Source organism: Streptomyces sp. enrichment culture (genome assembly GCF_964272855.1).
Classification (GTDB): Bacteria; Actinomycetota; Actinomycetes; order Streptomycetales; family Streptomycetaceae; genus Streptomyces.
In genome coordinates this window covers 2,833,701-2,848,037 of the sequence record NZ_OZ186847.1, presented here as the reverse complement: position 1 = coordinate 2,848,037, position 14,337 = coordinate 2,833,701, and the positions used below count along the sequence as shown (strand labels likewise).

At 71.5% G+C, this 14,337-nt stretch carries 12 protein-coding genes; 6 read left to right on the top strand and 6 right to left on the bottom strand.

Annotated features, from left to right (window positions below; genetic code table 11):
• Nucleotides 1–94 precede the first annotated feature (94 nt).
• A complete protein-coding gene (locus ACSU6L_RS11820) occupies nucleotides 95–1,120 on the top strand; it encodes an ATP-dependent 6-phosphofructokinase (RefSeq protein ID WP_073941001.1) in 1,026 nt (341 codons plus the stop codon).
• A 26-nt stretch (nucleotides 1,121–1,146) separates the two neighbouring features.
• Here ACSU6L_RS11820 and ACSU6L_RS11815 read toward each other — a convergent pair whose 3' ends face one another.
• From ACSU6L_RS11815 to ACSU6L_RS11805, 3 genes are all read right to left on the bottom strand, one after another.
• Nucleotides 1,147–1,854, bottom strand: coding sequence for an XRE family transcriptional regulator (locus tag ACSU6L_RS11815; protein ID WP_437056168.1), 708 nt, complete (start codon nucleotides 1,852–1,854; stop codon nucleotides 1,147–1,149).
• Between the two features lie 301 nt (nucleotides 1,855–2,155).
• Entirely contained in the window at nucleotides 2,156–2,848 is a 693-nt protein-coding gene (locus tag ACSU6L_RS11810; protein WP_437056166.1) for a response regulator, read from the bottom strand.
• Nucleotides 2,845–4,476, bottom strand: a complete 1,632-nt coding sequence (locus tag ACSU6L_RS11805) for a sensor histidine kinase (RefSeq protein ID WP_437056164.1) — start codon at nucleotides 4,474–4,476, stop codon at nucleotides 2,845–2,847. Before ACSU6L_RS11805 ends, ACSU6L_RS11810 begins: the two co-directional genes overlap by 4 nt.
• A gap of 189 nt (nucleotides 4,477–4,665) precedes the next feature.
• On the opposite strand from ACSU6L_RS11805, the gene ACSU6L_RS11800 reads away from it, so the two are divergent.
• A complete protein-coding gene (locus ACSU6L_RS11800) occupies nucleotides 4,666–6,054 on the top strand; it encodes a cation:dicarboxylate symporter family transporter (RefSeq protein WP_437056162.1) in 1,389 nt (462 codons plus the stop codon).
• Between the two features lie 92 nt (nucleotides 6,055–6,146).
• Here ACSU6L_RS11800 and ACSU6L_RS11795 read toward each other — a convergent pair whose 3' ends face one another.
• Together ACSU6L_RS11795 and ACSU6L_RS11790 are read right to left on the bottom strand one after the other, a co-directional pair.
• Complete coding sequence (locus tag ACSU6L_RS11795; protein ID WP_437056160.1) at nucleotides 6,147–7,025, bottom strand: aldo/keto reductase; 879 nt, start codon at nucleotides 7,023–7,025, stop codon at nucleotides 6,147–6,149.
• A gap of 1 nt (nucleotide 7,026) precedes the next feature.
• Nucleotides 7,027–7,938: an NAD-dependent epimerase/dehydratase family protein gene (locus ACSU6L_RS11790; protein WP_437056158.1), complete on the bottom strand. Its 912-nt coding sequence runs from the start codon at nucleotides 7,936–7,938 to the stop codon at nucleotides 7,027–7,029.
• Between the two features lie 45 nt (nucleotides 7,939–7,983).
• Between ACSU6L_RS11790 and ACSU6L_RS11785 the strand changes: the two genes are divergently transcribed.
• From ACSU6L_RS11785 to ACSU6L_RS11770, 4 genes are all read left to right on the top strand, one after another.
• A complete protein-coding gene (locus ACSU6L_RS11785; protein ID WP_437056156.1) occupies nucleotides 7,984–8,499 on the top strand; it encodes an Lrp/AsnC family transcriptional regulator in 516 nt (171 codons plus the stop codon).
• Nucleotides 8,500–8,528: 29 nt separating this feature from the next.
• Nucleotides 8,529–8,909, top strand: a complete 381-nt coding sequence (locus ACSU6L_RS11780) for a MerR family transcriptional regulator (RefSeq protein WP_073941011.1) — start codon at nucleotides 8,529–8,531, stop codon at nucleotides 8,907–8,909.
• Nucleotides 8,906–9,238: a thioredoxin family protein gene (locus ACSU6L_RS11775; RefSeq protein WP_437056154.1), complete on the top strand. Its 333-nt coding sequence runs from the start codon at nucleotides 8,906–8,908 to the stop codon at nucleotides 9,236–9,238. The genes ACSU6L_RS11780 and ACSU6L_RS11775 overlap by 4 nt, the downstream gene beginning before the upstream one ends.
• Nucleotides 9,239–9,424: 186 nt before the next feature.
• Nucleotides 9,425–11,662 carry a HelD family protein gene (locus ACSU6L_RS11770; protein ID WP_437056152.1) on the top strand — a complete coding sequence of 746 codons (2,238 nt, stop codon included), beginning with the start codon at nucleotides 9,425–9,427 and terminating at the stop codon, nucleotides 11,660–11,662.
• Here ACSU6L_RS11770 and glgB read toward each other — a convergent pair.
• Nucleotides 11,637–14,315 carry a 1,4-alpha-glucan branching enzyme gene (gene glgB / locus ACSU6L_RS11765; RefSeq protein ID WP_437056150.1) on the bottom strand — a complete coding sequence of 893 codons (2,679 nt, stop codon included), beginning with the start codon at nucleotides 14,313–14,315 and terminating at the stop codon, nucleotides 11,637–11,639. The genes ACSU6L_RS11770 and glgB overlap by 26 nt on opposite strands.
• Between the last annotated feature and the right edge of the window lie 22 nt (nucleotides 14,316–14,337).

The window sequence follows — 14,337 nt, the reverse complement described above, 5'->3', positions numbered from 1 at the left end:
GCCCGTCAAGAGTGGTGAGCAGCAACGGGGTGAGGGACGTGAAACAATCGGTAGTGGCTCACCGGTATCAACAGCGAGCAGGAGACACAGCACGATGCGTATCGGAGTTCTCACCGCAGGCGGCGACTGCCCCGGCCTGAACGCAGTGATCCGGTCGGTCGTGCACCGAGCGGTCGACAACTACGGCGACGAGGTCATCGGCTTCGAGGACGGGTACGCGGGCCTGCTCGACGGCCGCTACCGCACCCTCGACCTGAACGCCGTCAGCGGCATCCTCGCCCGCGGCGGCACCATCCTCGGCTCCTCGCGCCTGGAGCGCGACCGCCTGCGTGAGGCCTGCGACAACGCGGCCGACATCGTCAGCGACTTCGGCATCGACGCGCTGATCCCGATCGGCGGCGAGGGCACGCTGACGGCCGCGCGCATGCTGTCCGACGCGGGCCTGCCGGTGGTCGGCGTCCCGAAGACGATCGACAACGACATCTCGTCGACGGACCGGACGTTCGGCTTCGACACGGCGGTAGGCGTCGCGACGGAGGCGATGGACCGCCTGAAGACGACCGCGGAGTCCCACCAGCGCGTGATGGTGGTGGAGGTCATGGGCCGCCACGCCGGCTGGATCGCGCTGGAGTCCGGCATGGCGGCGGGCGCGCACGGCATCTGCCTGCCGGAGCGCCCCTTCGACCCCGCCGACCTGGTGAAGATGGTCGAGGAGCGGTTCGCCCGCGGCAAGAAGTTCGCCGTCGTCTGCGTCGCCGAGGGCGCCCACCCCGCCGACGGCACCATGGACTACGGCAAGGGCGCGATCGACCAGTACGGCCACGAGCGCTTCCAGGGCATCGGCACCGCCCTCGCCCACGAGCTGGAGCGCCGCCTCGGCAAGGAGGCCAAGCCGGTCATCCTCGGCCACGTCCAGCGCGGCGGCGTCCCCACCGCGTACGACCGCGTCCTCGCCACCCGCTTCGGCTGGCACGCGGTGGAGGCCGCCCACCGCGGCGAGTTCGGCAACATGACCGCCCTGCGGGGCACCGACATCGTGATGGTGCCGCTGGCGCAGGCGGTCACGGAACTGAAGACGGTTCCGAAGGACCGGATGGACGAGGCGGAGTCGGTCTTCTAGACCGCGCACACCGGCGCTTTCGACACTCAGGCCGTGTACCGCTGCACGGTCGTCCAGAAATACTCCACGATCCGGTCCAGGAAGTCCTCGCCGGACGCGCTGGAGTCCTTGCCGCCGCCGCCCCAGCTGAGGGTGGCCGTCATGTGCCCCTGGTAGTCCTGGTGCAGTTCCTGGAGGGTGCCCTCCAGGACGCGCCGGTCCAGGGGCACGATCTTGCCCACCGGGCGGACGTACGCCTGCCAGCGCGTGGTCACGGCACTGCGCAGCATTTCGGCCAGCTTTCCCTCCCGCCCGGTGATGGTGACGAAGGCCGCCAGATCGAGGTCGAGCAGCTCGGCGAGCGCCGCCGACTGCCGGTCCGTGCCGCGCCACTCGTCGCGTTCCTCCATCCGCTGATACGCGAGCAGCTCCAGGCCGACCGCGCGGGCCACGTCCTCCGGGGCGAGCCCCCGCGCGATCCGGTGTTCCTTGAGCGTCCGCGGGCTGCCTATCAGCTCCGCCGGGGAGCACCACAGCACCCCCGCTAGCGCGGTCAGCTCCGGGCTGGTGGGGCTGGCAACCCCGCGTTCCCAGGCGATCACGAGATCAGGGGTCACGTACGGCATCCCGTACGACGCCCGCATGCCGTAGGCGACATGCTCGGGCCCCATCCCGAGGGCGGCCCTGAGCCGACGGGCGGCGAGGGCGTTGAAGGGCGGGGCGGGCTGGTTCGACTGAGCTGAGGGTCGGCGCACGGTGCACCAACGTAGGGGTGGGGAAGGGGTGGTGACTACAGTCTGTTCGGCCACAATTACAGATCGTAGGAACGTACGGTTTTGGCCATGGCCGACGACTACTCGTCGGTCACCCCTTGACGACTCCCCGTGATTTGTTTGCGGGCTGAGCGGCGGGCGGAGCGGGGTTGTCAGAGGAGGTGATCGGCTATCCCGGCCTTGATGTCGCGGATGAGGGAGCGGAGGGCTTCGCGGGTTGTCGGTGAGGTAGTCGCCCTCGCGGCCGGCTATGGCTAGGTAGGCGTTGAAAGAGCCCTCGCCCTCACCGACGCTCGCCCCGTCCCCACCGATAAACCAGCTCCGGCCTCCCCACCTGCCCGTACAACGGACTCCGCCCAGCCCTCCCCGCATCCACCAGATGCTCCAGGTACCGCCGGGCCGTGATCCGGGAGATGCCCACCGCCTCGGCCACCCCCGCCGCCGTCAGGCCTCCCTCCGCATCCCGCAGCGCGGCGGTCACCCGTTCCAGTGTGGGTGCGCTCAGACCCTTCGGCAGCTCTGCCGGGCCAGGGGCCCGTAGCGTCGCCAGGGCGCGGTCGACCTCGTCCTGGCCGCTCGCCTCCCCGGCCGCGCCGCGGAATTCCGCGTAGCGCACGAGCCGGTCCCGCAAGGTCGCGAAGGTGAACGGTTTCAGGACGTACTGCACGACTCCCAGCGACACACCCTCCCGGACCACCGTCAGGTCCCGCGCCGACGTCACCGCGATCACGTCCGCGTGATGGCCGGCCGCGCGCAGCGAGCGGGCCAGTTGCAGGCCGTGTACGTCCGGCAGGTGCAGGTCCAGCAGGAGCAGGTCCACCGGTGTGCGCTCCAGCGCGCGCCGTGCCTCCGCGCCGGTGTGGGCCGTGCCCACCGCGACGAAGCCGGGGACGCGGCCCACGTACATGACGTGCGCGTCCGCGGCGACCGGGTCGTCCTCCACGACCAGGACGCGGATCGGATCGCCGGTCGTCATGCGTCACCTCCGGGTACCGCCGCCGTGCGCAGCGGCAGCTGTACCTCGAAGCGCGCGCCGCCCCCCGGCGCCTTCGTCACCGTCAGACCCCCGCCGTGCCGGTGCACAGCCTGGCGGACCAGGGCCAGGCCCAGCCCCCGGCCTCCGGGACCGGCCGCCGGCTTGGTCGAGAAGCCGCGCTGGAAGACCAGGTCCGCGTGGGACTCGTCCACCCCCGCGCCGGTGTCCGACACCCGCAGCACCAGCTCGCCCCCCTCCGTGTACGCCGCGACCGTGACCCGCGCCGGCACTCCGCCCTGCGCCGCGTCCACCGCGTTGTCGATCAGGTTGCCGAGGATGGTAACCAGGTCGCGGGAGGGCAGATCGGCCGGCAGCAGTCCGTCGTCCAGGCGGCTGTCCTTGGACACCTCCAGTTCCACGCCCCGCTCGTTCGCCTGTGCCGTCTTGCCCAGGAGCAGCGCGGCCAGCACGGGCTCGCTCACCGCCGCCACCACCTGGTCGGTCAGCGCCTGGGCCAGCTCCAGCTCGGCGGTGGCGAAGGCCACGGCCTCCTCCGCGCGGCCGAGCTCGATCAGGGAGACCACCGTGTGCAGGCGGTTCGCCGCCTCGTGCGCCTGGGAGCGCAGGGCCTGGGTGAAGCCGCGCTCGGAGTCCAGCTCGCCCATCAGGGACTGCAGCTCCGTCACGTCGCGGAGGGTGACGACCGTGCCGCGGCGCTCGCCGCCGGAGACGGGGGAGGTGTTCACCACCAGGACGCGGTCCCGGGTCAGGTGCACCTCGTCCACCCGGGGTTCCGACGCGAGCAGCGCGCCCGTCAGCGGCGCGGGCAGGTCCAGCTCCGCCACCGAGCGGCCGACGACGTCGTCGGAGACGCCCAGCAGCTCCCGGCCGCCGTCGTTGATCAGCGCCACCCTGTACTGCCCGTCGAGCATGAGCAGGCCCTCGCGTACGGCGTGCAGCGCGGCCTGGTGGTAGTCGTGCATGCGGCTCAGCTCGGCGGCGTTCATGCCGTGGGTGTGCCGGCGGAGGCGGGCGTTGATCACGTACGTGCCGACCGCGCCCAGCACCAGCGCGCCCGCCGCGACCCCGAGCAGCGCGGTCAGCTGGCCCTGGACCCGTCGGCTGATCGCCTCCACCCGGATGCCGGCGCTGACCAGGCCCACGATCCGCCCGTCCTCGTCCCCGTTCCCGTCCTCGACCGGTGTGACCGCGCGGACCGACGGGCCCAGCGTGCCCGTGTACGTCTCGGTGAAGGTCTCGCCCCGCAGCGCCCGCTCCGTGTGGCCGAGGAAGCGTTCCCCTATCTCGTCCTCGTTCGGGTGGGTCCAGCGGATCCCCTCCGGGTTCATGATCGTGACGAAGTCGACCTCCGTGTCCCGCATGACCCGCAGCGCGTACGGCTGGAGCGCGGACGTCGGGTCGGGGGTGCGGATCGCCTCCCGTACGGACGGGGAGTCCGCGACCGAGCGGGCCACCGCCGCGGCCTGGCGGCCCGCCGCCTCCTCGGCCTGCCGGCGGTCGCTGACGTAGGTGAAGAGCGCGTACCCGGCGACGACCACCGCGATCAGCACCGCCTGCATGGCGAAGAGCTGGCCGGCCAGGCTGCGGGGGAGGGACGGGACGCGCATGGCCTCAGTCTGCCTCTCCGGCTGAGCGTGAACTAAATGAACGGAAGGGTGACCGCCCTCACAAGGCAGGAGATAGTCACGGCATTCCCCGGAGATTCGACGGTGCTTCCCCCCCGAAGAATCCCCGGTCTTCCCCCGGACGTGAGCCGCACGCCGGTGATGCCGACGACGTCGTCAAGGAGGGCAGCCGTGACCAGCACACCCGGAACGGCACCTGCCGCAGCCCCCGCCAAGCGGGACAAGCGGGACCGCACCCACTATCTCTACATCGCGGTGATCATCGCGGTCGCCCTCGGTATCACCGTGGGTCTGGTCGCTCCCGATTTCGCGGTGGAGCTGAAGCCCATCGGTACCGGCTTCGTGAACCTGATCAAGATGATGATCTCGCCGATCATCTTCTGCACGATCGTGCTCGGTATCGGGTCCGTCCGGAAGGCCGCCAAGGTCGGTGCCGTCGGTGGCATCGCGCTCGTCTACTTCACGGCGATGTCCCTGGTCGCGCTGGCCATCGGCCTGGTCGTCGGCAACATCCTGGAGCCCGGCACCGGGCTCGCCGTCACCGACGCCGTGAAGGACGCCGGGCACGCCCAGATCGACGGTGAGGCCAAGGACACCACCGAGTTCCTGCTCGGCATCATCCCGACCACGATCGTCTCCGCGTTCACCGGCGGCGAGGTGCTGCAGACCCTGCTGATCGCCCTGCTCGCCGGGTTCGCCCTGCAGGCCATGGGCCCGGCCGGCACGCCGATCCTGCGCGGTGTCGAGCACATCCAGCGGCTCGTCTTCCGCATCCTCGCCATGGTGATGTGGGCCGCCCCGATCGGTGCGTTCGGCGCGATCGCCGCCGTCACCGGGTCCGCCGGACTGGACGCGCTGAAGAGCCTCGCCGTGCTGATGCTCGGCTTCTACGTGACCTGCTTCCTGTTCGTCTTCATCGTCCTCGGCGCGCTGCTGCGGGTCGTCTCCGGGCTGAACATCTTCTCGCTGTTCAAGTACCTCGGCCGGGAGTTCCTGCTGATCCTGTCCACGTCCTCCTCCGAGTCCGCGCTGCCGCGGCTCATCGCCAAGATGGAGCACCTGGGCGTCAGCAAGCCGGTCGTCGGCATCACCGTCCCGACCGGCTACTCCTTCAACCTCGACGGCACCATGATCTACATGACCATGGCGTCCCTGTTCATCGCCGACGCGATGGGCACGCCGATGACGGTCGGCGAGCAGATCCCGCTGCTGCTGTTCCTGCTGGTCGCGTCCAAGGGCGCGGCGGGTGTCACCGGCGCGGGTCTCGCCACCCTCGCGGGCGGTCTCCAGTCGCACAAGCCGGCGCTGGTGGACGGTATCGGGCTCATCGTCGGTATCGACCGGTTCATGAGCGAGGCGCGGGCGCTGACGAACTTCGCGGGCAACGCGGTCGCGACCGTCCTGATCGGTACCTGGACGAAGGAGATCGACAAGGAGCGGGTCGCGGAGGTGCTCGGGGGGCGGGCGCCGTTCGACGAGAAGACGCTGCTCGACGACCACTCTTCGGCCCCGGCTGAGGTGGACGTGCCCGAGCAGCAGGTGGAGCTGGTGAAGGCCTAGTCGCCCCGCCCCACGGGGTCGGGGAGCTGTTGTCGGGCGGCTGCGGGTTCGTCGTGGCTCGTCGCGCAGTTCCCCGTGCCCCTGTCGGTACTTCACTTCCCCGTGTTCAGGAAGCTCAGCTCCTCTTCCGTCAGGGACAAGTCCGCTGCCGCCGCCGATGCTGTGATCGTCTCCGGGCGGCTCGCGCCCGGGATCGGGATGACCGTCGGGGACTGTGCCAGGTGCCAGGCCAGGCAGATCTGCTGTGGGGTGACCCCTCGCTCCCTGGCCACCTCGTGGAACGCCGGGAAGCCGGTCTCCAGCCGTGCCGGGCCGTCCAGGGAGCTGCGGGTGATGCCGCCCAGAGGACTCCACGGGAGGAAGGCCAGGCCCAGCTCCGCGCAGAGGCGCAGTTCGGGCTCGCTGTCGCGGACCTGGGGGGAGTAGCGGTTCTGGACGGACACCAGACGGTCGCCGAGGATCGCGTGGGCGCGACGGATCTGGTCCGGGTCCGTGTTGGAGAGGCCGGCCAGGCGGATCTTTCCCTCGTCGAGCAGGTCGCGCAGCGCGCCGACCGAGTCCTCGAAGGGGATCGCCGGGTCGGGCTTGTGCAGTTGGTAGAGGCCGATCGCCTCGACGCCGAGTCGTTTGAGGGAGGCCTCCGCGGCGGCCTTGAGGCGGTGTGGGCCGGCGTCGACGGTCCAGCCGCCGTCGGGGGTGCGGCCCCGGCCGCCCTTCGTCGCCACCAGGACGTCGGAGGTGTCGCCGCCGTAGGCGGCGAGGGCGCGGGCGACGAGCAGTTCGTTGTGGCCGGGTGCGGCACCGGGCAGGGTGTAGGAGTCCGCGGTGTCCAGGAGGGTCACACCGGCGTCCAGGGCCGCGTGCACGGTGGCCAGGGCGCGGGCCTCGTCCGGGCGGCCCTCGATGGACAGCGGCATCGCGCCGAGTCCGACGGCGCTCACGGTCAGCTCGCCGAGTCTGCGGTGGCGCATGTCAGGCGTCCTCTCCCAGGGTCTCGGCGACGGCGCGCGGCAGCCACTGCCGTACGTCGCCGAAGGCGAATCCGAGCCGGGTGGCGCGGGAGTTGTCCATGCCGTAGAAGCGGGTGAAGGCGTACGGCGAGACCTCGCCGGTCTCCACGTGCCGGAACACCGTCTTGCCGCCGGGGACGTGCGCCGCCACCGCCGCGCACAGTTCCTCCGTGGTCAGCAGGCCGTCGGAGGCCGCGTTGACCGGGCCGGTGAACTCCTCGCCGGCCGCCCAGAAGACGACGTCGGCGGCCTCTTCGACGTACAGGTAGCCGGCCGGGTGGTTCTCGACCGGCACGGTGATCGGCTCGGCGGCCCGGATGCGGTCGGCGTAGTGGGCGAGGCGGCCGGTGAAGTCGTCGGCGCCGCCCAGCACATGGGCGAGGCGTACGGCCGTGTACGGGAAGGCGGGGGCGGCCGCGAACACCGCCTCGGCCTGCCGCTTGCCCTCGCCGTAGTGGGCCTCGGTGAACTCCGGGTCGTGCCAGGGAAGTCCGAGGTCGACGGTGACGGTGTGCGGGTCCACGGCGTCCTCGTGGACGGGCGCCGGGTAGTTCTCGGATTCGTACACCTCGACCGTCGACGTCATCACATAGCGCCGGGTGCGTCCGGCGAAGACGCGGCGGGCGATCGCCGCCTGGCGCGGGGTGTAGCAGACCTGGTCGACGACCACGTCGAAGGCGCGGCCGGCCAGCGCCGTGGTGAGCGACTGCTCGTCGTCCCGGTCCGCCACCAGGTGCGCGGTGCCCGGCGGCGCGGCGGACGAGCCGCGGTTGAGGACCGTGACCCGGTCCCCGGCGGCCAGCAGACGGGCGATCAGCCGCTTGCCGATATAGCGGTTTCCGCCGATGACCAGGACTTCCCGTGCCTTTTCCATGACCATAATTCTCCCGGCGTACATCCACGTCATGAAGGGGGAAGCATGGGAGTTGCGGCCACGACGCCGAAAGAACCACGGCATCTGCGCACCGCCGCCAACGAAACCTCGGTGGCCTTCGACGCGCTGGACCGGCAGATCCTCGAACTGCTCCAGGGCGACGGCCGGATCAAGCTCAGCGAGCTGGGGCGCCGGGTGCGGCTCAGCCCGGCGGCGGTCACCGAGCGGGTGCGGCGGCTGGAGGCGGCCGGCGCGATCACCGGCTACGGCGCCCGGGTCGCGCCGGCCCGGCTCGGGTACGGCATCCAGGCGTTCGTACGGGTCGATCCGCACGGCGGCTACACGCTCAAGCATCCGAGGACGCTGGAGCTGATCGAGCGGCCGGAGGTCACGGAGGTGCACCACGTGGTGGGTGAGGACTGCTGGATCCTCAAGGTCGCCGTCGCGGACACCGGTCATCTGGAGGAGGTCCTGGAGCAGGTCTCGGCGCTGGGCCGGACCACGACCTCGATCGTGCTGTCGTCCCCGGTGGAGCGGAAGCCGCTGCTGCCGTTGCCTTGACGTCGGCGTCAAGGCTTACGTTCGTACGCATGCGAATCGGCGAGCTGGCCGCACGGGCCGGGACAACGACGCGGACGCTTCGGTACTACGAGTCGCGGGGGCTGCTGCCCGCGCGGCGTGACGGACACGGCCACCGGACCTACGACGAGGCCGACCTGAGGCTGCTGCGGCAGATCAGGACGCTGCAGGACTTCGGCTTCGACCTGGAGGAGACGCGGCCGTTCGTGGAGTGCCTGCGGGCGGGGCATCCGGAGGGCGATGTGTGCCCGGCCTCGCTCGCGGTCTACCGGCGCAAGCTGGACGAGCTCGACGCGCTGATCGGCGAGTTGCAGGCGGTGCGGGCGAAGATCGGCGTGCGGCTGGCGCTGGCCGAGGACCCGATGTGCGAACTGGGAGGGCAGGGGTTGTGATCAGGGCTGCGGGTGTGGCCGAGGTGACCGACGCGGACTTCGCGGCGGAGGTGATCGGGGCGGAGCTGCCGGTGCTGGTGGAGTTCACCGCGGACTGGTGCCCGCCGTGCCGGCAGATGGGGCCGGTGCTCAGCGCGCTGGCCGCCGAGGAGGGCGAGCGGCTGAAGGTGGTGCAGCTGGACGTGGACACCAATCCGGAGACCACCGACGCGTACAAGGTGCTCTCCATGCCGACGTTCATGGTGTTCCGGGACGGGGAGCCGGTGCGGTCGATGGTGGGCGCGCGGCCGAAGCGGCGGTTGCTGGAGGAGATCTCCGAAGTGATCTGAGAGGACCTGAGCGGTCCGTCCGGAACCGTGCCATGAGAAATCCCCCGGGTAATTGCGCCCGGGGGATTTCTCTATGTATATTCAATGGTTCGCGACTTCGATAAAGCGAGTCGCGGAGAAGTTCAGTGAGCACAGTATATCCGGGCGGGAGTGGAATTGTCAAACTCCGAATTTCCAGACGATGAAATGCGTCGGGAGCAGGAATTCATCGACGGGCTCTACGCGCGCGTGGACGTACTGCGCGGCGACGCCGAGTCCTCCGTCACGGACGCCCTCGCCCAGGGCGACAAGCCCATGCAGGCCCGGCTGGAGCGGGACATCCTGGTCGCCGAGCGGTCCGGGCTGCTCGCCGCGCTGAACGCGGTCGACGGCTCGCTCTGCTTCGGCCGGATCGACCTCACCTCCGGCGTCCGCCACCACATCGGCCGTATCGGCCTGCGCGCCGACGACACCGAGCGCACTCCCGTCCTCATCGACTGGCGGGCCGAGGTCGCCCGGCCCTTCTACCTGGCCACCGGCCACACCCCGATGGGCCTGCGCCGCCGCCGGCACATCTCCACCGAGGGCCGCACGGTCACCGCGCTGCACGACGAGTTCCTCGACGTGGGCGACCGGGAGCGGACCGGCCACGAGGACCCCAGCGGCGACGCCGTGCTGCTGGCCGCGCTGAATTCCGCCCGCACCGGCCGGATGAACGACATCGTCCAGACCATCCAGGCCGAGCAGGACGAGATCATCCGGGCCCCGCACCGCGGCGTGCTGGTCGTCGAGGGCGGTCCGGGCACCGGGAAGACGGCCGTCGCGCTGCACCGCGCCGCCTTCCTGCTCTACGAACACCGCGAACTGCTCGCCAAGCGGGCCGTGCTGATCGTCGGCCCCAACCCGGCCTTCCTCGGCTACATCGGCGAGGTGCTGCCCTCCCTCGGTGAGACCGGCGTGCTGCTGGCCACCGTCGGCGAGCTGTACCCTGGCGTGAAGGCGACCGCCGCGGACACGCCGGAGGCGGCGGCGGTGAAGGGCCGCGCGGACATGGCCGACGTGCTCGCCGCCGTCGTACGCGACCGGCAGGCGCTGCCCGACCCGGTGCTCGCCATCGAGCACGACCGGGAGGTTCTGATGCTCGACGACGGCCTGGTGAGCGTCGCCCGGGAGCGGACCCGGGCCGCCAAGCTGCCGCACAACGCGGCCCGCGAGCACTTCGAGGGGCACATCCTCAACACCCTCACCGAGCTGTACGCCGAACGCATCGGCACCGACCCCTACGACGGCTCCAGCCTGCTCGACCCGTCCGACATCACCCAGATCCGCGACGACCTCGCCGAGAACCCCGAGGTGTGGTCCGCGATCGACCAGCTGTGGCCGGTGCTCACCCCGCAGCGGCTGGTCGCCGACTTCCTCGCCGACCCGGAGGGCTACGTCTGCGACGCGGACGCCGCCGCGATCCGGCGCCCGGTCACCCGGGGCTGGACGGTCGCCGACGTCCCGCTGCTCGACGAGGCCGCGGAGCTGCTGGGCGAGGACGACCGGGCGGCCCGCGCGCGTGCCGAGCGGGAGCGGGCCACGCAGGTCGCGTACGCGCAGGGCGTGCTGGACGTGTCGTACGCGTCCCGGACCTACGAGTTCGAGGACAAGGAGGAGGGCGACCCCGAGAGCTCGGAGGTGCTGTCCGCGCACGACATCATCGACGCCGAACGGTTCGCCGAGCGGCACGAGGAGGACGACCACCGCAGCGCCGCCGAGCGGGCGGCGGCCGACCGGACCTGGGCGTTCGGGCACATCATCGTCGACGAGGCGCAGGAGCTGTCGCCGATGGCGTGGCGGCTGCTGATGCGGCGCAGCCCGACCCGCTCGATGACCCTGGTCGGCGACCCGGCGCAGACCGCGGAGGCCGCCGGCGTCGGTTCCTGGGAGCGGATCCTGGAGCCCTACGTGGAGGACCGCTGGGAGCACACCCGGCTCGGCGTGAACTACCGCACCCCAGCCGAGATCATGGACCTCGCGGCGGCCGTCGTACGCGCCGAGAACCCCGGCTTCCAGCCGCCCAGTTCGGTGCGCTCGACGGGCGTACGGCCCTGGGTGCGCGCCACCGACGACCTGCCCGGCGCGGTCGCCAAGGCCGTCGGCGAACTCACCCCGGCCGAGGGCCGCCTCGCCGTCATCGCCCCGCGCGACCTGCACCGGCGGCTCGCGGCCCGGCTGGACGGGGTGACCGCGGGCGCCGAACCCGACCTGACGCGGACCGTCGTACTGCTCGATCCGCGCCAGGCCAAGGGCCTGGAGTTCGACTCCGTGCTGGTCGTCGAACCCGGCCGGTACGGCACCAGCGACCTCTACGTCGCACTGACCCGCGCCACCCAGCGGCTCGGCGTCCTGCACACCGGGGCGCTGCCCGAAGGGCTCAGGCAGGCCGTAGCCACACCGTAGCCAGCGGTGGCAGCGTCAGCCGGATGCTCGCCGGGCGGCCGTGCCGGCCCTGGGCCTCCGGCTTGACGGGGTCCGGGTTGGTGACGTCGCCGCCGCCGTAGCGGGCGGCGTCGGTGTTGAGGACCTCGTGCCAGGCGGGGGTGTCGTCGGGGACGCCGAGGCGGTAGTCGTGACGGACGACGGGGGAGAAGTTGCTGACCGCCAGCAGCGGCGAGCCCTCCGCGTCCAGGCGCAGGAACGCCAGGACGTTGTCGTCGGCGGCGTCCCCGACGATCCACTGGAAGCCGTCGGGGTGGATGTCCCGCTCCCACAGCGACGGCGTCGCCCGGTAGACGGTGTTGAGGTCGCGGACCAGGTCGCGGACGCCGCGGTGGTCCGCCGCCGCGCCGTACCCGGGATCCAGCAGCCACCAGTCCGGGCCGCGCGCCTCCGACCACTCGGCGCCCTGGGCGAACTCCTGCCCCATGAAGAGGAGCTGCTTGCCCGGGTGGGCCCACATGAAGCCGAGGTAGGCGCGGTGGTTGGCGCGCTGCTGCCACCAGTCGCCGGGCATCTTGGAGACCAGGGCCCGCTTGCCGTGCACCACCTCGTCGTGCGAGATGGGCAGCACGTAGTTCTCGCTGTACGCGTACACCATCGAGAAGGTCATCTCGTGGTGGTGGTACTTGCGGTGCACGGGCTCCTTGCTCATGTACTGGAGCGAGTCGTGCATCCAGCCCATGTTCCACTTCAGCCCGAAGCCCAGCCCGCCGAAGCCGCTCGGGCCCTTGTGGTGGGTGGCGCGGGTGACGCCGTCCCAGGCGGTGGACTCCTCGGCGATGGTCACGACCCCCGGCACTCTGCGGTACACGGTCGCGTTCATCTCCTGCAGGAACGCCACCGCGTCCAGGTTCTCCCGCCCGCCGTGCACGTTCGGCGTCCACTGGCCCGAGTCGCGCGAGTAGTCCAGGTAGAGCATCGAGGCGACCGCGTCCACCCGCAGCCCGTCGATGTGGAACTCCTCGCACCAGTACACGGCGTTGGCGACCAGGAAGTTGCGCACCTCGTTGCGCCCGTAGTCGAACTCCAGCGTGCCCCAGTCGGGGTGCGCGGCCCGCAGTGGATCGGCGTGCTCGTACAGCGGCCGCCCGTCGAACTCGGCCAGCGCCCAGTCGTCGCGCGGGAAGTGCGCCGGCACCCAGTCCATGAGGACGCCGATGCCCGCCCGGTGCAGGGCGTCGACCAGGTACTTGAAGTCGTCCGGCGTGCCGAGCCTGGCGGTCGGCGCGTAGAAGCCGGTGACCTGGTAGCCCCAGGAGCCGCCGAAGGGGTGCTCGGCGACCGGCATCAGTTCCACGTGCGTGAAGCCGAGGTCCTTGACGTAGGCGGGCAGCTCCTCGGCGAGCTGCCGGTACGACAGCCCCGGCCGCCAGGACGGCAGGTGCACCTCGTACACGGAGAACGGCGCCTCGTGCGCGGGCCGCTCGGCGCGGCGGGCCAGCCACTCCTCGTCGCCCCACTCGTGGTGCGAGGCGTGGACGATCGACGAGGTGTTCGGCGGGGCCTCGGTGCGGCGGGCCATCGGGTCCGCGCGCAGTGTCCGGGAGCCGTCGGGACGGGTGATCTCGAACTTGTACAGCTCGCCCTCGCCGATCCCCGGCACGAACAGCTCCCACACGCCGGAGGAGCCCAGCGAGCGCAGCGGGTGGCCGGCGCCGTCCCAGTAGTTGAAGGTGCCGGCCAGCCGCACACCCCGCGCGTTCGGCGCCCACACCGTGAACCGGGTGCCGGTCACCCCCTGGTGGGTCATCGGCTCGGCGCCCAGCGCCTTCCACAGCTGCTCGTGCCGGCCCTCGCCGATCAGGTGGAGGTCCAGCTCGCCGAGGGTGGGCAGGAAGCGGTAGGCGTCCTCGGTGTCGACGACGGTCTCCTCGTACGCCACCAGCAGCCGGTACCCGGGCATGTCCCGGAGCGGCAGCAGAGCGGAGAAGAAGCCCTGCCCGTCGTCGTGCAGCTCGGCCCGCAGCTCCCCGGAGACGACGGTCACGGACCGGGCGTACGGCCGGAACGCCCGGAACACCACCCCGCCGGGCACCGGGTGGGCGCCGAGCACGGAGTGCGGGTCGTGATGCGTGCCGGAGAGCAGCCGTTCGCGGTCGGCGGCGTCGAGGGCGGGGGTGGGGGCGGGCGCGACCGGGGGCGCGGCGACGGCCTTCCTGGCGGGAGCCTTCCTCGCCGGCGCCTTCTTGGCGGGTGCCTTCTTCGCCGGGGCCTTCTTGGCCGTGGCTTTGGCGGCCGTGGCCTTGGTGCTCGTGGCCTTGGCGGCCGAGGCTTTGGCGGTCGTGGCCTTGGCGGCCTTCTTCGCGGGCGCCTTGGCGGTCTTCTTGGCCACCGCCTTCTTCGCCGGCGCCTTGGCGGTCTTCCCGGCCGCGGCCTCGGCGGTCGTGGCGCTCACGGCCGTCTGCTCACCGGCGGCCTGCTTGACCACCGTCTTCTTGGCGGCCGCCTTCCTGGCCGGCGTCTTCGCGGCGGTCTTCTTGCCGGTCGCCTGCCGGGGCACCGTCTTCTTGGCGGCGGCCTTCTTCGCGGTGCTTGTCTCCTCGGCCGTGTCCTCGGCCGTGTCCTCGGCCGTGTGCTTCGGATCCGAACCGCTGGACGGGGTGCGCGGAGTCACGGGGGGAGCCTCCTGGGAGGGA

Bases quoted from the DNA above. Each gene is read 5' to 3' on its own strand.
- ACSU6L_RS11820 (WP_073941001.1), top strand. From the start codon at position 95: ATGCGTATCGGAGTTCTCACCGCAGGCGGCGACTGCCCCGGCCTGAAC.
- ACSU6L_RS11810 (WP_437056166.1), bottom strand. From the start codon at position 2,848: ATGACGACCGGCGATCCGATCCGCGTCCTGGTCGTGGAGGACGACCCG.
- ACSU6L_RS11805 (WP_437056164.1), bottom strand. From the start codon at position 4,476: ATGCGCGTCCCGTCCCTCCCCCGCAGCCTGGCCGGCCAGCTCTTCGCC.
- ACSU6L_RS11795 (WP_437056160.1), bottom strand. From the start codon at position 7,025: ATGCGCCACCGCAGACTCGGCGAGCTGACCGTGAGCGCCGTCGGACTC.
- ACSU6L_RS11790 (WP_437056158.1), bottom strand. From the start codon at position 7,938: ATGGAAAAGGCACGGGAAGTCCTGGTCATCGGCGGAAACCGCTATATC.
- ACSU6L_RS11785 (WP_437056156.1), top strand. From the start codon at position 7,984: ATGGGAGTTGCGGCCACGACGCCGAAAGAACCACGGCATCTGCGCACC.
- ACSU6L_RS11780 (WP_073941011.1), top strand. From the start codon at position 8,529: ATGCGAATCGGCGAGCTGGCCGCACGGGCCGGGACAACGACGCGGACG.
- ACSU6L_RS11770 (WP_437056152.1), top strand. From the start codon at position 9,425: ATGCGTCGGGAGCAGGAATTCATCGACGGGCTCTACGCGCGCGTGGAC.